Consider the following 21,353-nt stretch of genomic DNA (forward strand, 5'->3'; position numbering starts at 1 on the left):
TCGGATGCCTTCGGGTCGGACGCCCTGCGGTCGGGTCAGCTCTGGGCGCGCCTGCGGGCCATCACCGTCGCTCCCGCGCCGACCGCCAGCAGCAGTGCCGCGCCGCCCGCGATGTACGGGGTGGCGGAGCTGCCTCCGGTCTCGGCGAGGTTCTCCGTCGCCGGGGCCTTCCCCGAGCCCGTCTGGGTCTTCACGTCCGGGCCGCCGTCCCCCTTGCCGCCCGTCGAACCGCCGTCCGTCGAGCCACCGCTGCCGGACGCGCCACCGTCGCTCGAACCACCGTCGCTCGAACCGCCGCTGCTGGAGCCGCCGCTGCCGCTGGAGCCGCCGTCGGTGCCTCCCGGGTCGGTCGCCTTCGGTGTCTCGCAGGTCGCTTCGGCCAGCGTGACATCTCCCTGCACATCGGCGACGTTGAGCTTGAGCGGATTCACGGACACCCTGAGCTGCAGCGCAGCCGCGGCCGCGGTCCGCGAGGTGGTGCTGGTCTTCGACAGGTCCAGGGTCACCTCACCGACGCCCGGCACCTCCACCCGGGTCGTCCCGCCCGCGGTGAGCGTGACCTTCGTACCCAGGACCGACACATGGCCCAGCACGTTCGACTCCGCGACCGGCTTCCTGCCCACCTCGCAGACCGCCTTGGAGGTGACCTTCTCGACCTCGATGAGCGGGAGCAGCGGCAGTCCGGGCAGATGGACGGCGGCCTTCGCCAGATTGGTGTATCCCTGCGCCTTGTGCTTGCCCACGGTGGCCTCGGCCGTGGCCACATCGGCGCGCAGCACGCTGAACGGCTGTCCGTGGTCCACGCCGTCGAGCCGCACACTGAGGGCGGTCTTCTTCGCGCTGGCGGGCGCCTGTACCTCGTTGAGCGTGGCCTTGAGCGGAACCTCGATCGTCTTGTTCAGGAGTGAGACGTTCAGTGCGGTACGGAGCACGACCGCGCTCGCCCTGCCCTCGCCGGTGGCCGTGGCCGTCGCGGTGGCTGCCTGCGCGGGGACGGCGGCGAGCAGGGCGACGGGAGCCGCGGCGACCGCCAGGGCGGCGAGACGGAAGGTGTTGCTGTTCAAGATGGTGGAACCCCCACAAGAGACATGGAGCCACCGGCGCCGTCCAATGGGGGACATCGCGGGCGCCGGTGGCCTCGACTCCGTGAATCTTTACGCACGGAGGGTGAACTCGCGGATACCTGCGGTGAGTTCACCCCAAAGAGGGGTTTTAGCGTGCGTATTCGAATCTTTCGGCACGTGCGTTCCTTCACGTCACCCGTTTCACCGCGTGCGAGCGGCACGGGTGTTGACCGTTCCGGGGTGCGCGCAGAAGTGCGTAAACGAGCCAAGCACCCCTGCGGTCACTGCCTGTCAACGCGACGCCCGCACACCAGGGCGCCCGCACCCCCGTGTGCCGGCACCCCGCCCCCGGACGGTCAGCCGATCACGCGCCCGTTCAGCACGACGTGACGCGGCGCCGCCAGTACCCGTACGTCCGCGCGCGGATCCTCGTCGTAGACGACCAGATCCGCCGGGGCGCCCGCTTCGAGGACCGGCCGCCCCAGCCAGCGCCGGGCGCCCCAGGCCGTCGCGGCGAGGGCCTCCCGGGGCGGGATGCCCGCCTTCACCAGCTCGGCGACCTCGGCCGCCACCAGACCGTGGGCCAGCGAGCCGCCCGCGTCGGTGCCGACGTAGACCGGGATCCCGGCGTCGTACGCGGCGCGGACGGTGTCGTAGCGGCGCTCGTACAGCTGCCGCATATGCGCCGACCAGCGCGGGAACTTGGCCTCGCCGCCCGCCGCGAGATCGGGGAACGTGGCGATGTTGACCAGCGTCGGGACGATCGCGACACCGCGCTCGGCGAACAGTGGAATGGTGTCCTCGGTCAGGCCGGTCGCATGCTCGATACAGTCGATACCGGCCTCCACGAGATCGCGCAGCGCCTCCTCGGCGAAGCAGTGCGCGGTGACGCGGGCGCCCAGCCGGTGCGCCTCGGCGATCGCCGCCTCGACCTCGCCGCGCGGCCAGCAGGCGGTCAGATCACCGGCGTCCCGGTCGATCCAGTCGCCGACCAGCTTCACCCAGCCGTCCCCGCGCCGGGCCTCCCGCGCCACGTACGCGACCAGGTCGCCGGGCTCGATCTCATGGGCGTAGTTGCGGATGTACCTGCGGGTCCTGGCGATGTGCCGGCCCGCCCTGATGATCTTCGGCAGGTCCTCGCGGTCGTCGATCCACCGGGTGTCGGAGGGCGACCCGGCGTCCCGGATCAGCAGCGTGCCCGCCTCCCGGTCGGTGAGGGCCTGCTTCTCACTGGTCGCGGAGTCGACCGGACCGTGCCGGTCGAGGCCCACATGGCAGTGCGCGTCGACCAGCCCGGGCAGCGCCCACCCGGTGACCGTCACCGCCCCGTCCGCACCCGGCGGCCGCTCGTACGTGATCCGTCCGTCCACGGCCCACAGCTCGTCCCGGATCTCGTCCGGACCGACGAGCACCCGCCCCTTCACCCGCAGCACCCGCTGCTCCTGATCACTCATATGCCGCACTGTACGAGGCCCTCGGTACCCTCGACGGAGCACCGTTCGTGAGCAGAACAGCCGACCGAACCGCCGACCGAACCGAAGAGAGCACCACCGTGACGCACCCCTTCCTCGACCTCGCCCCGCTCACCGCCGCGCGTTTCGCGGCCATCGAGCGGCGGGTGGCCGGTCTTCTCGCCACGCAGCAGGACGTCGTCATCATGCAGGGCGAGGCGCTGCTGCCCCTGGAGGGCTGCATCCGGGGCGGTGCCCGGCCCGGTTCGGCCGCGCTGAACATCGTCACGGGCCCGTACGGACAGACCTTCGGAAACTGGCTGCGGGACTGCGGCGCCGAGGTCGTCGACCTCGCGGTGCCGTTCCACACCGCGGTGACCGCCGAGCAGGTCGCACGGGCACTGGCCGCGCACCCGGAGATCGACTTCGTGTCGCTGGTGCACGCCGAGGCGGCGACCGGCAACACCAACCCCGTCGCGGAGATCGGCGAGGTGGTCCGGGAGCACGGCGCGCTCTTCATGCTGGACGCCGTCGCCTCGGTGGGCGCCGAACCGCTGCTGCCGGACGCCTGGGGTGTCGACCTGTGCGTGATCGGCGCGCAGAAGGCGATGGGCGGGCCGGCCGGGGTGTCGGCGGTGTCGGTGAGCGAGCGGGCCTGGGAGCGGATCTCCGCCAATCCCCGGGCCCCGCGCCGCTCCTACCTGTCCCTCCTGGACTGGAAGGAGCGCTGGATCGACGGTGGCCGCAAGGCGCTGCTGCACGCCCCGGCGCAGTTGGAGATGCTGGCGCTGGAGGCGTGCGTGGAGCGGATCGAGGCCGAGGGGCTCGATGCGCTGATGGCCCGCCACGCGGCGGCGGCGGCCGCGACCCGGGCCGGCGCGCAGGCGCTCGGCGGCGGCCTGGAGCCGTACGTCCACGACGCGCGGGACGCGGCTCCGGTGGCCACGACGCTGCGCGCCCCGGCGGGAGTCGACGCCGCCGAACTGGTCGCGCAGGCGCTCGCGGCGGACCCCTCGCTGCCGCTCATCGCGGGCGGCGGGGCGCTGTCCAAGGAGATGATCCGGGTCAATCACTACGGGGTGGATGCGACGCGGGGCGCGGTGCTCTCCTCGCTCGCGGCTCTGGGGGCGGCGCTGGCCGATACGGGCCGGCAGGTCGACTTCGAAGCTGCCCGCAAGGCCGTTTCGGAAACCTGGCCGAGCGAATAGATTCCGCAGCGCCGCCTTTCCGCTGCGCCGCCTGTCCACAGCGGCACCCACCGCCGTGCGGACCAGAATTATTAAATGCGGGGAGCCGCTTTACCGGAAGCAGCTTCCCGCATTCTTCTGCCCGCTTTCCCGGACCCTAAACGCTAGAGTTTCGTGAACACCGATCCACACGATTCGGGCACGTCTCCCGAGAGTTACAACCCTGTGACCGACTCCACACGGTGACCGGAATGCCGGAAAAATTCCGGTCAAATGGCGAGAAAGCGCAGGCGGTTCGCGCAGGAGCACGCGCCCGCGTGATAGCACAATGTCACCGCCGACCCAACCCTTCGCCTCGATGCAATTTCGAAATTTGCTGGGTAAATTCAATTCACATGACCGCCGCACCAGCAGATTTTGCCCGTGCCCGAAGTGAATTCCTCAGAATCGACACCCCACGAGTGGAGGACGGAGCCGCGATCTGGCGCATTGCCCGCGACTCCGAGGTCCTGGACCTCAACTCCTCGTACAGCTACCTGCTGTGGTGCCGGGACTTCGCCGCGACCTCCGTCGTCGCCCGCGACGAGAACGGCGGGCCGATCGCCTTCGTGACGGGGTACATCCGGCCCGACCACCCGGAGACCCTCGTCGTCTGGCAGGTCGCCGTCGACCACGGCCACCGCGGGGAGGGCCTGGCCGCCACGCTGCTGGACTCGCTGACCGCCCGGGTCGCCGCCGAGCAGGGGCTCGCCCTGGTGGAGACGACCATCACCCCGGACAACACCGCGTCCGACCGGCTGTTCACCTCCTACGCGCAGCGCCACGACGTGCCCCTGGAGCGTGAGGTGCTCTTCGACGGGGACCTGTTCCCCGAGGGCACGCATCTGCCGGAAGTGCTGTACCGCATAGGCCCGTTCCACTCCTGACGTACCAAGGCGCCGAGCGCCGCGGCACCCGGCGCCCCGGCGCGGTGCCGCCCGGCGCCGAGGCGATCGACGCCGTCCCGAACGACGCAGTTCCGACCGACGCGGCCCCGGCCGACGCCGCTTCCACGCAACGACCGCCCGCACCGGCCCGACCCCCCGGCGCGTACCCGGCCACTCCTCCGCCGCCGGAAGCACGCTTCACCGCCGCCCGTCGCACCCCCCTCGACCAGGAGACCGCTGTGACCATCACCCCGCCCGCCCTGAGTGTCTTCGAGACCCTGGAGTCGGAGGTACGGAGCTACTGCCGCGGCTGGCCCGCGGTGTTCGACCGCGCGCAGGGCGCCCGGCTGACCGACGAGGACGGCCACTCGTACCTCGACTTCTTCGCCGGTGCCGGATCGCTCAACTACGGCCACAACAACCCGGTGCTGAAACGCGCGCTGATCGACTACATCGAGCGCGACGGCATCACCCACGGCCTGGACATGGCGACCACCGCCAAACGCGCGTTCCTGGAGACCTTCCAGAACGTGATCCTGCGTCCGCGCGACCTGCCGTACAAGGTGATGTTCCCCGGCCCGACCGGCACCAACGCCGTCGAGTCGGCGCTGAAGCTGGCCCGTAAGGTCAAGGGCCGCGAGTCCGTCGTCTCGTTCACCAACGCCTTCCACGGCATGTCGCTCGGCTCGCTCGCCGTGACCGGCAACGCCTTCAAGCGGGCCGGGGCCGGTATCCCGCTGGTGCACGGCACGCCGATGCCGTTCGACAACTACTTCGACGGTACGGTCCCCGACTTCCTCTGGTTCGAGCGGCTGCTGGAGGACCAGGGGTCCGGGCTCAACAAGCCCGCCGCCGTGATCGTGGAGACCGTCCAGGGCGAGGGCGGCATCAATGTCGCCCGCGCCGAGTGGCTGCGCGCGCTCCAGGAGCTGTGCCACCGCCAGGACATGCTGCTGATCGTCGACGACATCCAGATGGGCTGCGGCCGTACCGGCGGCTTCTTCTCCTTCGAGGAGGCCGGCATCGTGCCGGACATCGTCACCCTGTCGAAGTCCATCAGCGGCTACGGCATGCCCATGTCGCTCTGCCTGTTCAAGCCGGAACTGGACATCTGGGAGCCGGGCGAGCACAACGGCACCTTCCGCGGCAACAACCCGGCGTTCGTCACCGCCGCCGCCGCGCTCGACGCCTACTGGGCCGACGGCCAGATGGAGAAGCAGACGCAGGCCCGCGGCGAGCAGGTGACGCAGTCGCTGCTGGCCATCTGCGCCGAGGAGCCCACCGCACGGTTCCGCGGCCGCGGTCTGGTCTGGGGCATGGAGTTCGCCGACCCGGCGCGCGCCACGGCCGTCTGCGCCCGCGCCTTCGAGCTGGGCCTCCTGCTGGAGACCTCGGGCCCGCAGAGCGAGGTCGTCAAGCTGCTGCCCCCGCTGACCATCACCCCCGAAGAGCTGGACGAGGGCCTGCGCACGCTGGCCCGCTGCGTCCGTGAGACGGCCTGACCCGGCCCCCGGAACAGACCGCGAGGCGGAGAGTAACTCCCACCGCACAAGAGAAGTTGTCAAGAGAAAGGCACCGACCCACCGTGATCGTCCGATCGTTCAGTGACATCGAGAACACCGACCGGCATGTGAAGGCCGCGTCCGGCACCTGGGAGAGCAAGCGCATCGTGCTCGCCAAGGAGAAGGTCGGCTTCTCGCTCCACGAGACCGTGCTCTACGCGGGCACGGAAACCTCCATGTGGTACGCCAACCACATCGAGGCGGTGCTCTGCACCGAGGGCGAGGCCGAGCTGACCAACGACGAGACCGGCGAGAAGCACTGGATCTCCCCCGGCACGATGTACCTGCTGGACGGGCACGAGCACCACACGCTGCGGCCGAAGACCGACTTCCGCTGCGTCTGCGTCTTCAACCCGCCCGTCACCGGACGGGAGGACCATGACGAGAACGGTGTCTACCCACTGCTGACCGAGGAGGGCTGAACCATGACCACCGAAGTACGCGCCGACCGGTATCCCTCGCGCGGCGCCGCCGAGATGACCACTCCCCGCCAGGACCCGGTCATCTGGTCCGCGCCCGGCGCACCGGGGCCGGTCGCCGTGAAGGACCTCCAGGGGTTCGAACGCGACGGCTTCCTCACCGTCGACCAGCTGATCACTCCGGACGAGGTCTCCGTCTACCACGCGGAACTCGAGCGGCTGATCGCCGATCCGGCGGTACGCGCCGACGAGCGCTCGATCATAGAGCCGAAGTCGCGGGACGTACGGTCCGTCTTCGAGGTCCACCGGCTCAGCGAGGTCTTCGCCCGGCTGGTGAGCGACGAACGGGTGGTGGGCCGGGCCCGCCAGATCCTCGGTTCGGACGTGTACGTCCACCAGTCGCGGATCAACGTCAAGCCGGGCTTCGGGGCTTCGGGCTTCTACTGGCACTCGGACTTCGAGACCTGGCACGCCGAGGACGGTCTGCCGAACATGCGGGCCGTGTCGGTCTCGATCGCGCTGACCGAGAACTACGACACCAACGGCGGGCTGATGATCATGCCCGGTTCGCACAAGTCGTTCCTCGGCTGTGCGGGCGAGACGCCGAAGGACAACTACAAGAAGTCCCTGCAGATGCAGGACGCCGGCACCCCGTCCGACGAGGCGCTGACGACGATGGCCGACCGGCACGGCATCAGGCTCTTCACGGGGCGGGCCGGTTCGGCGACCTGGTTCGACTGCAACTGCATGCACGGCTCGGGCGACAACATCACCCCGTACCCGCGCAGCAACGTCTTCATCGTGTTCAACAGCGTGGAGAACGCGGCCGAGGAGCCCTTCGCGGCTCCGGTCCGCCGCCCGGAGTTCATCGGGGCGCGGGACTTCACTCCGGTGAGGTAGCGCGGGAGGCGGAACCGGTGGGGGCGGGGCGGCGTACCGCTCCGCCCCCACCGCCGTAACCGGCCGGACCGGAACCCTGCCACCGGTGAGGGTGGCGACCAGGGCCGTACCCACCGGCCTTTGCCCTGTTGGTGCGCCTCAAGGGGGCCGGGCCCGCATCGGCGACGACTGCCGGCCTCATCTAGCATGTAATACATGCAGACAAACCCTGACCCTTACGAACTGTCCGTCGAGCTGCCCACCGTCGAGACCTATCTGCGGTTGCGGCCCGCGGCGGGATTGAGTGCGAAGTCCCGCGAGGCCGCGGTGCTGAGCCTGCCGAACACCTGGCACGCGGTCCAGATCCGGCACAGCGGTGAGACGGTCGGCATGGGTCGGGTGATCGGCGACGGCGGCTGCTTCTTCCAGGTCGTCGACATCTGTGTCCTCCCCGGCCATCAGGGGCGGGGTCTCGGTAAGCGCATCATGGCCGAACTGACCGGCGAGCTGGAGCGCCGGGCCCCGGCCGGCGCCTATGTCTCCCTCATCGCCGACGGCGATGCCCGGCATCTCTACGAGAAGTTCGGCTTCCGCGAGACCGCGCCGGCCTCGGTGGGGATGCACCGCACGGTGTGATCCCGCTCCCGCTGACCAGGGTCGACACCACCGTGCCGAGACTCCGGAGCCGCTGAGGGCTGTCCCGTAATCCCTGGCGGGCGCGCGGGACAGCCCTTAGATTGCGGTGATGGGAGATCCCGGGAACAACGAATTCTGTGTGAAGTGCGGTGCCGCCGAACGCGTGGCGGCGACCGGTGCCCGGCCGCCGGTCACCGCGGACGACGTGACGTCGGCCGTCCGGCTGTCGGTGGACGCTCTTGGCGCGGCGGCGGCCGACCGCTGGGAGGCGCCCGCCGGGACGCTGGAGTGGACCTGCTGGGAGACCGCGGAGCACCTGAGCGACGATCTCTTCGCGTACGCCGTCCAGTTGGGCCCGCGCACGCCCCCGCTCGACGGCGAGGTCCCCTACCGGTGGAGTGCCGAGCGTACGGGCGGCCCGGCGAACGCGGTCTTCGCGGACCGCGCGGCCGGTTCCGCCGGTCTGCTCCGGACACTGGAGGCCAGCGGTGCGCTGCTGGCCGCGATGGTGCGGACGACTCCGGCGGGGGTCCGGTCGTACCACTCGCACGGCGTCTCCGACCCGGAGGGGTTCGCCGCGATGGGCATCGTGGAGACCCTGGTCCACACGCAGGACATCGCCGAGGGGCTGGGCATCCCGTGGGCGCCGCCCGCCGCCCTGTGCGACCGGGTACTCGCCCGGCTCTTCCCCGAGGCCCCGGCGGACGTGGACCGGTGGAGCGCCCTGCTGTGGTCCACGGGCCGCACCGAACTGCCGGGCCGGGCCCGCCGCACCTCCTGGAAGTGGCACGGCGCCCCGCTGGACTGAGGAGCCGTACGGGAAACCGTGCGGGCGTGAGCGGCCGGCCCTCAGACGGTGTCCAGCGCCGGGTAGTCGGTGTATCCCCTGGCGCCGCCGCCGTAGAACGTGGCGCGGTCCGGGGTGTTGTACGGGCCGCCGGCCCTGAGGCGGGCCGGCAGGTCCGGGTTGGCGAGGAAGAGCGCGCCGTAGGAGATGAGGTCCGCGATCCCGTCGTCGATCACCGTGTGGTGGCCGGGCCCGGTCGGGCCGTCCGACAGGACGTTGATGATCAGGGTGCCGGTGTACCGCTTGCGCAGTGCGAGGGTCAGCTCGCGGATCTCCACCGCCTCCATGATGTGCAGGTACGCCAGTCCCAGCGGGTCGATCGCCGCGGTCAGCGCGGTGTAGACGGCGTCCGGGGCGGGCTCGTCGATGCCGTTGTACGGGTTTCCGGGCGAGATGCGCAGCCCGGTGCGCTCCGCGCCGATCTCCGCGGCGACGGCCTCGACGACGGCGACGGCGAAGCGGATGCGGGCCTCGTCCGAGCCGCCCCACTCGTCCTCGCGCAGGTTGGTGTTGGGCGCCAGGAACTGGTGGATGAGATATCCGTTGGCGCCGTGCACCTCCACACCGTCGAAGCCCGCCTCCACGGCGTTGCGGGCGGCCGTGACGAAGTCCGCGACGGTCTCCCGGACCTCGTCACCGGTCAGCTCGCGCGGCTCCACGAAGTCCTTCGGCCCGACATGGGTGTAGGCCTGCCCCTCCGCCTTCACGGGGGAGGCGCCGACGGGCACCAGTCCGTCCGGCAGCAGGACCGGGTGGCCGATCCGGCCCGTGTGCATGAGCTGGGCGAAGATCCGGCCGCCCTCCGCGTGCACGGCGTCGGTGACCTTGCGCCAGGAGGCGACCTGCACCGCGCTGTGGAGACCGGGGGTGTCGGAGTAGCCCTGGCCCACCGCCGACGGCTGGATGCCCTCGGTGATGATCAGCCCGGCCGAGGCGCGCTGGGCGTAGTACTCGGCCGTGTCGTCGGTGGCCGTGCCGCCCGCACCGGCCCGGCTGCGGGTCATCGGCGCCATGACGACACGGTTGGTGAGCTGGGTGCCGGAGAGGTCGATCGGGTCGAACACGGTGGTCATGAGAGCTCCCGAAGAATTTACATGGTCGGCCAACTATTGGCTCCGTTCGCCACTGTAGCGCATTACTTGGCCGACCAAGGTAAAGTTGGGGGAAGCTGCCGGGGCATCATCGGACCCGCCGTAGCCCCGCCCCGAGGAGCCCTGATGACCACCGCCCACGCCACGGACCCCGCAGCGAACACCGGGACCGCCGAAAGCGCCGGGACCGCCGACGGCGGCTCCTGTACCGACGCGCTGCCCAGCGCGGCGCGCGGCGGCCCGCTCAGCCATGCCGTCTCACGGATCTCCCGGCTGCACCGGATCACGGCCGGCAAGCTGCTCAGGGGGCTGGACCTCTACCCGGGCCAGGAATTCCTGATGATGCACCTGTGGGACGCGGGCGCGGTCCGGCAGTCGGAGCTGATCCGTGCCCTGGACCTCGACCCCTCCACGGTCACCAAGATGCTCCAGCGCCTGGAGCAGACCGGGCACGTCCGCCGCCGCCCCGACCCGGCCGACCGGCGGGCCGTCCTGGTCGAGGCCACGGACGGGAGCAGTGCCCTGCGCACCGCGGTGGAGGCGGCGTGGACGAGTCTGGAGGAGCACACCCTCGCGGGCCTCGGTCCCGCCGAGCGCGCGGAACTGGCGCGGCTGCTGGCCAAGGTGGAGTCGAACCTCTGCGCGGAGACCGAGGGGTGCCCGGGAGTCTCCTGACCCCCGGGCGCACCGCGTCAGCCCCGGACATCCAGGACGTCAGCCCAGGACGTCCAGTGCGCGCGTCACGTCCGCCTCGGTGTTGTAGAGGTGGAAGGCCGCCCGGAGATTGCCCGCCCGCGCCGAGACCATGACCCCGGCCGCGGCCAGATCGGGTTCGCGGCTGCCGAGTCCGGGTACGGCGACGATGGCCGACTCACCGGGGACGGCCGTGTGCCCGATGCCCGCCAGCCCCTCGCGGAACCGGGCCGCGAGCCCGGTGGAATGGGCGTACAGCGCGTCGGCACCGACCTCCGCCAGCAGCGCGAGGGAGTGCTCGGCCCCGTGGTAGGCGAGGAAGGCGGGCGGTGCGTCGAAGCGGCGGGCGGTGGCGGCCAGCCGCTCGACCGGGCCGTACGTGCTGTTCCAGGGGTCCTCCGCGGCCACCCAGCCGGCGAACACGGGCGGCAGGGCGGACTGCGCCTCCTCGGTCACCGTGAGGAACGAGGCGCCCCCTGGGGCAGAGCAGGAATTTGAAGCCGCCCGTGACGGTGTAGTCGTACGCACCTGCGTCCAGCGGGAACCAGCCCGCCGCCTGACTGGCGTCGACCAGCGTCCGGGCGCCGTGCGCGGCGGCGGCCGTCCGGACGGCGTCCAGGTCGGCGACCTTCCCGTCGGCGGACTGCACGGCCGAGAAGGCGACGAGCGCGGTCCCGGGCCGTACCGATGCGGCGAGGTCCGCGAGCGGGACGTAACGCATCCGCAGATCACCGCGGAGCGCGAACGGGCTGACCACCGAGCTGAACTCCCCCTCCGGGGCCAGGACCTCGGCACCCGGCGGCAGGGACGCCGCGATCAGCCCGGCGTGGACGGCGACCGAGCTTCCGGTGGCGACCCGGTCGGCGCCGACGCCCACCAGCCGGGCGAACCCGGCGCGGGCGGCCTCCACCGCCTCGAAGCTGCCCGCGCCGCCCCGCCCCTCGGCGGCGGTCTCGTCGGCGAGGGCCTTGACGGCCTCGACGGTACGGCGGGGCAGCAGCCCGCAACTGGCGCTGTTCAGGTACGTGGTCTCCGGCGCGAACTCGGCGGCCACCGCCTGGCTGAGGCTGAGCGAAGAGATCTCCATACCCCAAGCCTGAGGGCCCCTTAACTCATAGTCAATTGCGAAGAGTTAAGGGGTGCACCCAAGGAATTCTTATGACAGGGCGTGCTCAGGCCTGCGGAACCTCGCACGCGCCGCCCGCGTCGCAGGCGGCCCCGTCCTCGCCGATCGCGGTCAGCGCGGTGGCCGGACGGTCCTTCCAGGCCTGCTCCAGCGCCTTGACGAACACCTCGGACGGCTGGCCGCCGGAGATCCCGTAGCGCCGGTCGAGCACGAAGAACGGCACGGCGCCGGCGCCCAGTTCGGACGCCTCGCACTCATCGGCCCGTACGTCGTCCGCGTACGCCTCGGGGTCGGCGAGCACCGAGCGGGCCTCGGCCTCGTCGAGCCCGGCCTCGACGGCGAGCCGGACCAGCACCTCGTCGTCGAAGACCGAGCGCTCCTCGGCGAAGTTGGCCCTGTAGGCGAGGGTCAGCAGCTCGTCCTGGCGGCCCCGGGCCTTGGCCAGGTGCAGCAGCCGGTGGATGTCGAAGGTGTTGCCGTGATCGCGTCCCTCGGTGCGGTAGCCGAGCCCCTCGGCCTGCGCGTTGGCCGCCACATTGGCCTCCATGGACGCGGCCTCCTCGCGGGTACGGCCGTACTTCTGCGCCAGCATGTCGATCACCAGCGCGGTGTCACCCTTGGACCGGCCCGGGTCGAGCTCGAAGGAACGGTGCACCACCTCGACCTCGTCCCGGTGGGCGAACTCCGCCAGGCCCTTCTCGAACCGGGCCTTGCCGATGTAGCACCACGGGCAGGCATGGACTGACGGAGCCATACCACGTCTGACCTGCGAAAACACGTGTGCTGGATACCTCCGCTCTTCCGTTGAGACCAGGGAAAGGAACTCCTCGCTCTCTACAAAGAGGTAGAGGGGAATCCCTTGCTCCCTACAGGACATGGGAGACCTTCCGTCCCTACTGCGGGGGAGGCAGGAACTCCCTGGCCCCCACAAACCAGTGGGAGGCGGGAATCCCTCCGTCCCTACAGAGGGACGGGACGAGGGATCTCACCGCGTTCCACAACTGAGTAGGGGCGCGACCAGCACACCAACCGCAGGGTCACGAGGTGGTCACCTTCGGCGAACGGATGACCATGGAACGCGACGACATCGCCACGCTGCGCTCGCTCGGATTCGAGGATGCCGAGTTGCGAGAGCTGGGGCTTTGGGAGCCCGCAACGGGCGAACCCTCCGCGCTGGCGGAAATGTACCTGCGCCGCAGCAAGAAAAAGGACACCGTCACCTCTTTGCGGCAGCAGGTAAGGGAAATGTGCGGGCACGCTCGAAGCGAGAACAAAAGCATTCGCCACCTGTGGTTTGAACAGCGGAGCGCGAGCAAGGCAAGTGTGCGACGCGAAGAATTCGAGAAGGCCACAGGCGCGATAATTGCAGGGCTCTCCAAAACGCTCTACGTTTTCAAGACCAGCCGCCTTTCCCGTAGAGGAATGGGGCAGGTTGGTCTACTGCTGGACGAGTTCGACACCAAGAAAGCACGAATCTGTGTCACGGCTGAACGAATCGACTCATCCAAATCTCGCATGATCCTTGCAATTCTTTCAGAGCAAGCACGCGAGCAAGCCGCAGACATCTCGCAGTTCGCAAAGTTGAGCATCACTGCGAACAAGTCAGAGGGCAAATGGACGGGCGGCGTAACACCTTATGGACTCTATTCACCCAAAGGATCTGGCAAGCTTGCACACGACCCAAAGGAATATGCCACAGCCCGCCGGATTGCCGTCTACTTGCTGAACCGTAAAACTCCCGCATGGATAGCCAACAAGCTCAACAGCGAAGGAATCCCGACACGCCACGGGCGCAAGTGGACGGACTCGGGAATCATCAGCCTTGCCCATTCCGTCACGTGGGCCGGCCTGGTTGCCAACCGCGAGAAAATGCGCGATGCACATGGGAACGAACTCGATAAATACCATCGCGGCGGTACGCCACTGCTCGACAAGTCGGGACACCCAATCCCACTAGGGAAGGGCGTTATCTCATTCTCCGAGCATGTCAAGATTTCCAGCATCCTCGCTGACCGCGCTCACCCAGGCACAACAATTGGAGATCGCTCTAGAGGAAAGCGTGAGATAGTCGCCATCCTGACTGACCTTCTTCGCTGCGGGCGGTGCAAAGGGCCGATGGAAAACGGTGGGATCAACTATCGATGCCAGGCACGGCAGCGGCAAGGCGAGTCGTCGTGCAAGGGGATTTCGACGGACCGCGCCAGGATTGACAAAGAGTTGGCAGGGCTTTGGGAAACCCACATCCTCAGCCTCTCGCCAGAATCAGATGTCATCCATGCAATCGCCCGCAAGTGGCTCGACTACAAGGACCCGGCAAAGGAAAAGCGCAAACAGGAAGTAACGCAGCACTGGAGAGTGCGGCATCCCGGGAACTCAAGCTGCAAAAAGAATTCTTCCTAGGAGGCGGGATGGATGAGACGCTTTACGACTCCCTACGCCGCAACCTTTCCGAGCAGATAGCCGGAATAAAAGCCGAACTAAAAGAATTGGCGAAGAACGCCGACCTAACCACGCTCGTGCACCCCAAGCCATTGGCGCTTCTCTGGGATAGTGCGGGCCCCACTGGCCAGCGCGCACTACTGCGTGCCGCCATTCGAAAGATAGTCCTGAACCCTCCCAAGGGGCGTGGAGACCGCACGCCAATTAGCAAGCGCATGGATATCGACTGGATTGACAAGGACGTGGACGAGACCTCACTAGACGCGGGCTTTGCTCACGTCGAAAGAACGAGGCTTGAGCGCGCGGCAGGTTAGCCCGCGACACCTAAACCGGAGCCCCGGAAGCCCAATCGGCTGCCGGGGCTCCGTGCTGCGCGCCCACGACGAAGACCCCACCGCCCTGTAATCCGTGAGGAACGAATGCCAGACCCACGCCTTATCAGCTTGCTGCGGCGCGCAGAGACAGCAGCGGACCACCTTGCCCGCTCACGCCGTATGGACACCAGCGAGGTGCGATCCCTCATCCGGGCTGCCCTGCGGGCCGCTGAGGGGCTTTCAGGGGGGCTGCCGTGCGAACGTCCGGGCTGCCTCAACACAGTGACCTACGAGGGGCGTGGGCGTCCGCCCCGGTTCTGCACGGGCGACTGCCGACAGTGGAACGCCCGCAGAGTCAAGCAACAGCGGAAGGAGGTTGAAGGATGACGAGTTACTTATTTTTTTGACGCGTAACAAAAAATGGAACGAACTAAGAAAACTAAGGAAGGACCAGAGACCGTGACACGTCATCCGGATTCGTCCCGCTCCCGAGGGGGTGACCGTTCGTGGGGTTCTACTCCAACGACGACCAGCTAGACCACTGTGAACGCTGCGGTGAGTACCTGACTGGCCGACAGGAACGTTATTGCTCCCCTGCATGCCGACAGGCTGCCCACCGCGCCAAGCAGCCCCGGGACCGCCCGCCCATGAAGCCATGCCCGCTATGCGGCGAGCTGTTCGAGGTGTGGCACCCGCGCAAACGGTTTTGTGACTACAACCTTGAGGCGGGCTACGACTGCATCAACGCACAGGAAGACCTCAAGGAAGCCGCAGAGGACGCCTTGGAAGCCCGCCAGGCCGCCCGGTGCGCCCATTGCTCCGAGCCCGCCGGATGGGGCGGCAGGGGCCGACCTAGACGTTTCTGTTCGCCGCGCTGCAAACAGGCCGACTACCGGCAGCGCCGAACACAGCAAGCCGCATAGAGGAACCAGCTCCCCCCTGACATGTCGCGGGGGATTTTTCATGCCCGAACACAGCACACAAGGAGTGACCGTGAACGAATACCTCAGCCGAGCCGACTTCCTGGACGGGAAGCGCGACAAGGGTCAGACCCGCGCTGACACATGGGAGCGGGATGAGTCCATGGAGCAGCTTGCTGCACTCCAGAATTCCAACCCTGATGTGTACGACCGCATGGGGGTCACTGCCCGCATGAGCCTTGGCTACTACGAGAACGACAAGAAGATTGCCGCGCAGCACGGGCGCGACGTGAGCAAGGGTGGTAAGTGACTATGGCTACCGACATCGAGAAGGCTGCTGAGCGGGTCGCGAAGCTGCGTGCGCAGGCAGAGAAGGTATCGGCTCCGCTCGCGGACGCTGAGGCACAGTTGCAGGCTGCGGAAGAGGCGGAAGCGGCACGGCGTGCTGAAAGGTCGGTTGCCTACAACCGTGGAGTTGCTACTTCCTGGATGGATCGAGCCCGGATCGCCGCAGATTCTGGCGACGATGCACACGAACGGTTTGTTGAACTGCTCACCGATGAGCCGTGGTTCGCTGCGTACGTCGAATATCGGGCGGCACGCTACAAGCGGGGTCACGTCGTTACGGAAGCCCAGCGAGCACAGACCGCGTTGGGTGAGCCGGTTACCGCGCCTGAACAGCGTTGGTATGACGGGCGGCTTCTTGAGGAGATCAAGGAAGCCGTAGAAAAGCAGGCAGAGGCGCGTGCCGCAGAGTTCGCACGGGAGTTGGACGAAGCGCGGGAATCCTACATTTCGGGGACAGACTGATCATGGCCACTGATGCACTCGACCCCGGACCGAACGGGGATTACCCGTACTTTCCGCGTGATGGCGAGGGGCGCCCCGTGTGGTCCGATTCGCCGGACGAGAATCCACGAGGCGGGACCGCGATGCCGCGAGGGATTCGAAAGCTGCGAAACCCTGCCGACCCTCGCCGGCTCACCGTGGTGGACCTCACACCTCGCCATTCGGACGGGACCCCAATTGATCCCCCGGTCATCCCGCCGGATGGCCCCCGTGCCGCATAAACCCCGTACCCCCTGCCCGATATCCGGATGCCCCGAGCTGACGGCAGGGGGACGCTGTGCCGAGCACGAGCGGAAAGCGAATAAGGAACGCGCCTCGCGTGGTGGAGCTGTCTACACAACGCGTTGGCAGCGCATCCGTAAGGCGTACCTGTACGCGAACCCTTGGTGTGTGCTGTGCGGTCGCGCGGCGAACGTGGCTGACCATTTCCCTTTGAGTCGCCGTGAGTTGATCGCTCGGGGCGAGTTGAAACCGGATGCTGCGAAGAATCTGCGTCCGCTGTGCGTGACATGCCACAACGGCGAGACAGCACACAATCAACCGGGTGGATTTGCTGCCGAAGCACGTTCACGGCGTGAGGCGTCCGAGCGTCCGCCGTTCTGACCAGGGGGTGACCCCTTTCCCCTCTCGCTACTGAGCGGCAGGGAGGCAAACTACTCGCGCCGGGGCTGTGGCTGTTTTTGGAGATCCCCATTACCAGGAAGTGAAAATGCATGGCTGACAGATACAGACCAAAATCCGCTATCCAGCGCGCACGTGAGGGAAATGTGTCACATTCCAAGATTCGAGAGGGCGTGGTCGTGCCACGTGCGATCCTCGCCGAGCCGGATTGGTCAGGAGCGTTCCCGCCCTCATCCGATCCTGCTGTTGAACCGGCGAACGCCCGTTGCCGGGAAGTCGCATCGGAGGAATGGCGGCGCGTCGTCCCCATCCTGGAAGTTTCCGCCGGGATCGGCGACGTGGACCACACCACGGTCAAGGACATGTGCGTGTGTGTCGCCCGCGTCGATCAGGCCGAGCGGGACCTTTCGGAACGGGGGCTTCTGGTGACAGCCGAGCGGGGAACGGTGAAGAACGGGGCGGCGACCATCGCAGCGCAGTACCGCACTCAACTCGCGCGCTACATCCGCGAATTGGGTCTCTCGCCGAGCGCTCGCACGGCGATCACGGCGCCGGATTCAGAGAGTTACGACTCGGATGTGTGGGACTGACCGCGCCACTATGTAGCCCCGCGCTCGCCTCCCTGATTGGGTGGTGAGCGCGGGGCTTTTCTTCATTTGGTGCAGAGTTCGCGGGAACGCTCGTACATTTGCCGTGCTGTTGGATTTGACCGGTAAGGAAAGAGAAGAGATGGAATCCTGCCTACCTGTTCATCGATTCGCCCTGAGTGAATCTCTGGATAGGAATCCAGGGCAACAGCCCAAGTAGCACACGCCGCCTCAAGGTGACCGATTTCAAGCTGCCTCTCCGCTAGCATTGCACCGAACCGAATCTCCGACCTCTTACTGTCGGTGGAATCTCGCAACCGGAAGTGATCTTGAAGGGATTCAATGCTCCCCTTCGTGTCACCCAAAGCGTGCCGTACTTCCGCTGTGGAATACGCTAAAGTCGCCGAACTGAAGCCACCAAACGTTTCGAGTTGACTTTCCGCTCGATTAACGGCTCGTTCTGCCTCGCGTAGACTGCTGAGTGCGTTTGCCTTTTCTCCTGCTAGAGCGTACGAGTGGGCTTGCTGCCCTGCCATAAAAGCGCGCATGCGGGGGCCGGACTCGGGCGATGCCTCTGCGGCAGCATTCGCAAGTCGCACTGCCGGTACGCCGTGACCAAGATTCGCAGCTTGAACCGACATGCCGCGCAGTACGTGGCAGTAAGTCATGTGGTCGCCGCTGGCGCCCGCGAGTTCCAGGCTCTTTACGTAGTATTCCTGTGCTCGGCCGTGCGCCCCTTCGTCTACTGCCATCCAGCCAGTGAGATAGCAGAGAAAGGAGGCAGCAGAAACCATCGACTTGCGGGTTTCGCTTGATGCGGTCGCCTTCAGGTAGGGGGCAACCGTGTTGACCAGGAAAGCGGCAGCCATGGGACGCGCATAGCGCCCACCGAATTCGTCATCGAGATCTGACAGCCGGTCAGTCATTGCCTTTACTGCCCGGACTTCAGATTGTCCGATGCGTCGCTGTGGATCAGTCCTCATCGCATCCATTCGGCCCACCACATCGGGCCAGCCCGGAATGGTGAGCGCCACCGAGAACAGTCCCGCGCCGAGAACGCCCCGCCGGGACGGGTCCATGTCCGCCCTGTCTAAATCGAACAACCCCTCTATGGGGTTGGAAGGTTCTTTCATCTGATCGGGCGACAGAGGGAAGCCAGCTTCGACACTCGTAACGGGGCGGTGAAGTCTTCGGGCCAGCGCTTCGAGGATGAGCGGGCGGACCGCTTCGCGCGGCATGTGCCCCTGTAGCCACTGATGTACCGAAGGCTTTGTGTACGTAAGGGGGGTTCCGTGCTCCGTACCGATGCGGTTGATCGCTTGGGCGAACTGCTGCAAGGTCCACCCGCTCTCGCGGTACAGCCGCTCAAGTTCGACGTTCGGCTGTCGTGTCGTCACTGGCCCCAACTCCCGTGCGCTGACTGCTTAACGCTCTTAACTTCTGCTCTCTCCCCCAAGGTACCGCCGAGTGTGACTGCGCGGTTGCCTAGAACAAGCAAGGGAGAGAGGAGAGCGACCGTGGTGGAGTCCCCAGACGCCGAACAGAGCAGGGTGCTGCGCGCGGCAAGAGGGTCCCGCCGGCTCGCGCTACCCCCCCGCTGAGCTGGCAGAGCGGCAGCGAAAGCGCTGGGAGGCAACCCCGGACGAGTCCTGGTTTCCCATGTGGGTCCCGATGCCGCCTGGCGTCCGGCGAGGGCCGTACGCCAGGCCGACCCGAACCGTCCTGGCTGCCGTACGGGCCGGATTGCAAAGGAGGTTGGAGCAATGACTAGGCAATTCTCGTCGGCTCCGGCAGTTGAGGAGAGGCGTGCGCCAGAGGCTCCCCGGGTGAGCGCGCGACATCCTGTTGCCAAGACTCCTCGTACTACCCGTCTCGCCCAATTCTTCACGACGTTGGACTCCATCAGTCATGGTGCGGTGATCTTCGATCAGGACTACGAGATGCCCGGTGTCGTGCGGGAAGTCGATGGGGAATTTGTCGTGATGGTGCGACCCACGGGCCTTGTCTGGCGTGTTCACTTCCGAAGGTTGCGACCGGCAACAGCGTGGGAGCGAAAGCAGCTTACTGCGGTGGGCAGGCTCCACGAGCAACGGCAGAGGGGTTTGACATGAAAGGCACGAGGCGCAAGGCGGACAACTCAAAGCGGATCGTAGCGGGAACGGTCGGCGACGACGTTCTCATCGTGCACAAGCTCAAGGTGCTGGACGAAGAGATGAAGATCCGGCGCGCCATCTGCGGAGCAGGAAAACCCAACGGCGAGACCGACGAATGGGCGCGGGCCGTGAACTGTCGGGCGTGTCTGGCTGTCGTCACCGAATGATCCCGCAAAAGCAACTGGTGAAAATACTGAGAGAAAGAACCCGCATGGAGTACCTGCCGGTCGGGCGTGAGTACTGGAACGACGATGACCGTAGCGCCGCTGAAGATGTAGCAACAGATTTCGTCAATGCGCTTAGGCGCGTGGGCATCAACTTCGACGGCATCGGCATTGACCCGCCCTGTGACACCTGCCAACAGGACGAGCACCGAATTGCGGTCGGTTGGATCACGCTTGAGGAAGCGGCCCGTATGACAGTAACGGTTAACGCAGCACTCGACGAGCTAGACCGGTTCCACCGCACAGGTATGGCGTCGGTCTACCCCTAATCCCCCGTCCCTGCCGGACGTAACCGAATTCGAGGCTCCCCTGCTTCCATTCGGAATCCCGACAGGGACGGGACTCAACTCCGCTATTGGGGGGGCTTCCCAGGAAGGCCGGTAACCATCACGGCCGGTCTTCCGCTGATAGCGGGTACCCGGTCTGGCGAGATCGGGCACACAATCCCCGCCCCGGTAGATCGATCCGCGTCAACCCTTGGACAGGTCGAGCGCGCTACCGGGGCGGGCTCCGCCCTCTGCGGAGCAAACACTGAAAGGATGCCCCCAACCGGTGCCAGGCGGGCACCTGTTGGACTTCGAAGGAGCGCACGACATGGCGGCAGCCCCGGTGACACAGGCTCTGATCCTGGCAGGTGGTCAGGCGACCCGTATGCGTCCGTACACCGATGACGCACCCAAAGCGATGGTCCCCGTAGCCGGTACCCCCATCGTCGGCTACCAACTGGCGTGGCTCGCTGAGCACGGTGTGAAGTCCGTGGTGATCAGTGGCGGATATAAGCACGAAATGATTTCGGAGTACGCGGGCGATGGCTCCCGCTTCGGTGTAGAAATCCGGTATGCCATTGAAAACGAGCCTCTGGGCCGTGGCGGTGGGCTGAAATTTGGTGCTCGCCGGCTGCCAGATCCTGCTGCACCGTTCTTCGTACTCAACGGCGACGTGATCAGCACATTCTCGTTGGCGGATCTTTCCACCTACCACGAGAAGCACAACGGGGCCGTAACGGTCGCACTTTCCCCCTACCGGTCGAACTGGGGTGTTGCCGACCTGGACGACGACAACCGCATTCGGGGCTTCGTCCAGTCACCTGAGCTTCCGTACTGGATCAACGCGGGAATCTACGTATTCAACCCCGAAGTGGTCGCCATGCTCCCAGACGTGGGCGACCACGAGGACAGCACCTTCCCTCAACTCGCCAAAGATAACCGGCTTATCGGCTACCGCCTCTCGGGCTACTGGCGGGGCATCGACACCGTAAAGGACGTGGTGCAAGCGTCCAAGGAAGTCCGGAACTCGGGGGGAATGCTGGCCCCGGAATTCCACACCACGGATCCAAACACCTGATACACGGGTCAACGTCGGCCC

The 21,353-nt window shown here is 67.1% G+C and carries 20 protein-coding genes and 2 pseudogenes; 16 read left to right on the top strand and 6 right to left on the bottom strand.

Going from position 1 to position 21,353, the window contains the following annotated elements; all coding sequences use genetic code 11:
* Positions 1-35: 35 nt before the first annotated feature.
* Positions 36-1,064 carry an SCO1860 family LAETG-anchored protein gene (locus OHA98_RS28265; protein WP_266929592.1) on the bottom strand — a complete coding sequence of 343 codons (1,029 nt, stop codon included), beginning with the start codon at positions 1,062-1,064 and terminating at the stop codon, positions 36-38.
* A 356-nt stretch (positions 1,065-1,420) separates the two neighbouring features.
* Positions 1,421-2,518, bottom strand: a complete 1,098-nt coding sequence (locus tag OHA98_RS28270) for an amidohydrolase family protein (RefSeq protein ID WP_266929594.1) — start codon at positions 2,516-2,518, stop codon at positions 1,421-1,423.
* A gap of 98 nt (positions 2,519-2,616) precedes the next feature.
* Here OHA98_RS28270 and OHA98_RS28275 point away from each other — a divergent pair, with 98 nt between their 5' ends.
* From OHA98_RS28275 to OHA98_RS28305, 7 genes and pseudogenes are all read left to right on the top strand, one after another.
* Positions 2,617-3,723 carry an alanine--glyoxylate aminotransferase family protein gene (locus tag OHA98_RS28275; protein WP_266930961.1) on the top strand — a complete coding sequence of 369 codons (1,107 nt, stop codon included), beginning with the start codon at positions 2,617-2,619 and terminating at the stop codon, positions 3,721-3,723.
* A 374-nt stretch (positions 3,724-4,097) separates the two neighbouring features.
* Positions 4,098-4,628 (top strand): diaminobutyrate acetyltransferase, encoded by a 531-nt coding sequence (ectA, locus tag OHA98_RS28280; RefSeq protein WP_266929596.1) that lies wholly within the window; start codon positions 4,098-4,100, stop codon positions 4,626-4,628.
* A 239-nt stretch (positions 4,629-4,867) separates the two neighbouring features.
* Positions 4,868-6,130 (top strand): diaminobutyrate--2-oxoglutarate transaminase, encoded by a 1,263-nt coding sequence (gene ectB, locus OHA98_RS28285; RefSeq protein ID WP_266929598.1) that lies wholly within the window; start codon positions 4,868-4,870, stop codon positions 6,128-6,130.
* A gap of 83 nt (positions 6,131-6,213) precedes the next feature.
* A complete protein-coding gene (locus OHA98_RS28290) occupies positions 6,214-6,612 on the top strand; it encodes an ectoine synthase (RefSeq protein ID WP_136328578.1) in 399 nt (132 codons plus the stop codon).
* Between the two features lie 3 nt (positions 6,613-6,615).
* On the top strand, positions 6,616-7,509 hold the full coding sequence (gene thpD / locus OHA98_RS28295) for an ectoine hydroxylase (RefSeq protein WP_266929600.1): 894 nt from the start codon (positions 6,616-6,618) through the stop codon (positions 7,507-7,509).
* Between the two features lie 195 nt (positions 7,510-7,704).
* The gene (locus tag OHA98_RS28300) at positions 7,705-8,124 is read left to right on the top strand and encodes a GNAT family N-acetyltransferase (protein ID WP_266929602.1); all 420 of its coding nucleotides are present in this window, start codon (positions 7,705-7,707) and stop codon (positions 8,122-8,124) included.
* A gap of 103 nt (positions 8,125-8,227) precedes the next feature.
* A pseudogene (locus OHA98_RS28305) lies at positions 8,228-8,932 on the top strand (VOC family protein); the annotation flags it as partial.
* A gap of 41 nt (positions 8,933-8,973) precedes the next feature.
* Here OHA98_RS28305 and OHA98_RS28310 read toward each other — a convergent pair.
* Complete coding sequence (locus OHA98_RS28310) at positions 8,974-10,044, bottom strand: alkene reductase (protein ID WP_266929604.1); 1,071 nt, start codon at positions 10,042-10,044, stop codon at positions 8,974-8,976.
* Positions 10,045-10,188: 144 nt separating this feature from the next.
* On the opposite strand from OHA98_RS28310, the gene OHA98_RS28315 reads away from it, so the two are divergent.
* Entirely contained in the window at positions 10,189-10,737 is a 549-nt protein-coding gene (locus tag OHA98_RS28315; protein WP_266929605.1) for a MarR family winged helix-turn-helix transcriptional regulator, read from the top strand.
* A gap of 39 nt (positions 10,738-10,776) precedes the next feature.
* Here the strand turns inward: OHA98_RS28315 and OHA98_RS28320 are convergent.
* A pseudogene (locus OHA98_RS28320) lies at positions 10,777-11,842 on the bottom strand (aminotransferase class V-fold PLP-dependent enzyme).
* Between the two features lie 85 nt (positions 11,843-11,927).
* Positions 11,928-12,635 (bottom strand): DsbA family oxidoreductase, encoded by a 708-nt coding sequence (locus OHA98_RS28325; RefSeq protein WP_266929606.1) that lies wholly within the window; start codon positions 12,633-12,635, stop codon positions 11,928-11,930.
* 290 nt (positions 12,636-12,925) lie between these two features.
* Between OHA98_RS28325 and OHA98_RS28330 the strand changes: the two genes are divergently transcribed.
* The 5 genes from OHA98_RS28330 to OHA98_RS28350 all read left to right on the top strand — a co-directional run bounded on the left by OHA98_RS28330 (position 12,926) and on the right by OHA98_RS28350 (position 17,614).
* Positions 12,926-14,281 (top strand): recombinase family protein, encoded by a 1,356-nt coding sequence (locus OHA98_RS28330; protein WP_266929607.1) that lies wholly within the window; start codon positions 12,926-12,928, stop codon positions 14,279-14,281.
* 8 nt (positions 14,282-14,289) lie between these two features.
* Positions 14,290-14,634 carry a hypothetical protein gene (locus OHA98_RS28335; protein WP_266929609.1) on the top strand — a complete coding sequence of 115 codons (345 nt, stop codon included), beginning with the start codon at positions 14,290-14,292 and terminating at the stop codon, positions 14,632-14,634.
* Between the two features lie 993 nt (positions 14,635-15,627).
* Positions 15,628-15,864 carry a hypothetical protein gene (locus OHA98_RS28340; RefSeq protein WP_266929611.1) on the top strand — a complete coding sequence of 79 codons (237 nt, stop codon included), beginning with the start codon at positions 15,628-15,630 and terminating at the stop codon, positions 15,862-15,864.
* Positions 15,865-15,866: 2 nt separating this feature from the next.
* Entirely contained in the window at positions 15,867-16,364 is a 498-nt protein-coding gene (locus tag OHA98_RS28345) for a hypothetical protein (RefSeq protein ID WP_266929612.1), read from the top strand.
* An 839-nt stretch (positions 16,365-17,203) separates the two neighbouring features.
* The gene (locus OHA98_RS28350) at positions 17,204-17,614 is read left to right on the top strand and encodes a phage terminase small subunit P27 family (protein ID WP_266929614.1); all 411 of its coding nucleotides are present in this window, start codon (positions 17,204-17,206) and stop codon (positions 17,612-17,614) included.
* 62 nt (positions 17,615-17,676) lie between these two features.
* Here OHA98_RS28350 and OHA98_RS28355 read toward each other — a convergent pair whose 3' ends face one another.
* On the bottom strand, positions 17,677-19,008 hold the full coding sequence (locus OHA98_RS28355) for a tetratricopeptide repeat protein (RefSeq protein ID WP_266929616.1): 1,332 nt from the start codon (positions 19,006-19,008) through the stop codon (positions 17,677-17,679).
* Positions 19,009-19,718: 710 nt separating this feature from the next.
* Between OHA98_RS28355 and OHA98_RS28360 the strand changes: the two genes are divergently transcribed.
* From OHA98_RS28360 to OHA98_RS28370, 3 genes are all read left to right on the top strand, one after another.
* Positions 19,719-19,931: a hypothetical protein gene (locus OHA98_RS28360; protein ID WP_266929617.1), complete on the top strand. Its 213-nt coding sequence runs from the start codon at positions 19,719-19,721 to the stop codon at positions 19,929-19,931.
* On the top strand, positions 19,928-20,257 hold the full coding sequence (locus OHA98_RS28365; RefSeq protein WP_266929619.1) for a hypothetical protein: 330 nt from the start codon (positions 19,928-19,930) through the stop codon (positions 20,255-20,257). Before OHA98_RS28360 ends, OHA98_RS28365 begins: the two co-directional genes overlap by 4 nt.
* A gap of 325 nt (positions 20,258-20,582) precedes the next feature.
* Positions 20,583-21,332 carry a nucleotidyltransferase family protein gene (locus OHA98_RS28370; RefSeq protein WP_266929620.1) on the top strand — a complete coding sequence of 250 codons (750 nt, stop codon included), beginning with the start codon at positions 20,583-20,585 and terminating at the stop codon, positions 21,330-21,332.
* Positions 21,333-21,353 lie beyond the last annotated feature (21 nt).

It is taken from the genome of Streptomyces sp. NBC_00654 (assembly GCF_026341775.1).
In the GTDB taxonomy this organism is placed as follows: domain Bacteria; phylum Actinomycetota; class Actinomycetes; order Streptomycetales; family Streptomycetaceae; genus Streptomyces.

Coding starts and splice junctions, on each gene's coding strand:
- OHA98_RS28270 (WP_266929594.1), bottom strand. CDS start 2,518: ATGAGTGATCAGGAGCAGCGGGTGCTGCGGGTGAAGGGGCGGGTGCTC.
- ectA (WP_266929596.1), top strand. CDS start 4,098: ATGACCGCCGCACCAGCAGATTTTGCCCGTGCCCGAAGTGAATTCCTC.
- thpD (WP_266929600.1), top strand. CDS start 6,616: ATGACCACCGAAGTACGCGCCGACCGGTATCCCTCGCGCGGCGCCGCC.
- OHA98_RS28300 (WP_266929602.1), top strand. CDS start 7,705: ATGCAGACAAACCCTGACCCTTACGAACTGTCCGTCGAGCTGCCCACC.
- OHA98_RS28310 (WP_266929604.1), bottom strand. CDS start 10,044: ATGACCACCGTGTTCGACCCGATCGACCTCTCCGGCACCCAGCTCACC.
- OHA98_RS28315 (WP_266929605.1), top strand. CDS start 10,189: ATGACCACCGCCCACGCCACGGACCCCGCAGCGAACACCGGGACCGCC.
- OHA98_RS28325 (WP_266929606.1), bottom strand. CDS start 12,635: ATGGCTCCGTCAGTCCATGCCTGCCCGTGGTGCTACATCGGCAAGGCC.
- OHA98_RS28335 (WP_266929609.1), top strand. CDS start 14,290: ATGGATGAGACGCTTTACGACTCCCTACGCCGCAACCTTTCCGAGCAG.
- OHA98_RS28345 (WP_266929612.1), top strand. CDS start 15,867: ATGGCTACCGACATCGAGAAGGCTGCTGAGCGGGTCGCGAAGCTGCGT.
- OHA98_RS28360 (WP_266929617.1), top strand. CDS start 19,719: ATGAAAGGCACGAGGCGCAAGGCGGACAACTCAAAGCGGATCGTAGCG.
- OHA98_RS28365 (WP_266929619.1), top strand. CDS start 19,928: ATGATCCCGCAAAAGCAACTGGTGAAAATACTGAGAGAAAGAACCCGC.
- OHA98_RS28370 (WP_266929620.1), top strand. CDS start 20,583: ATGGCGGCAGCCCCGGTGACACAGGCTCTGATCCTGGCAGGTGGTCAG.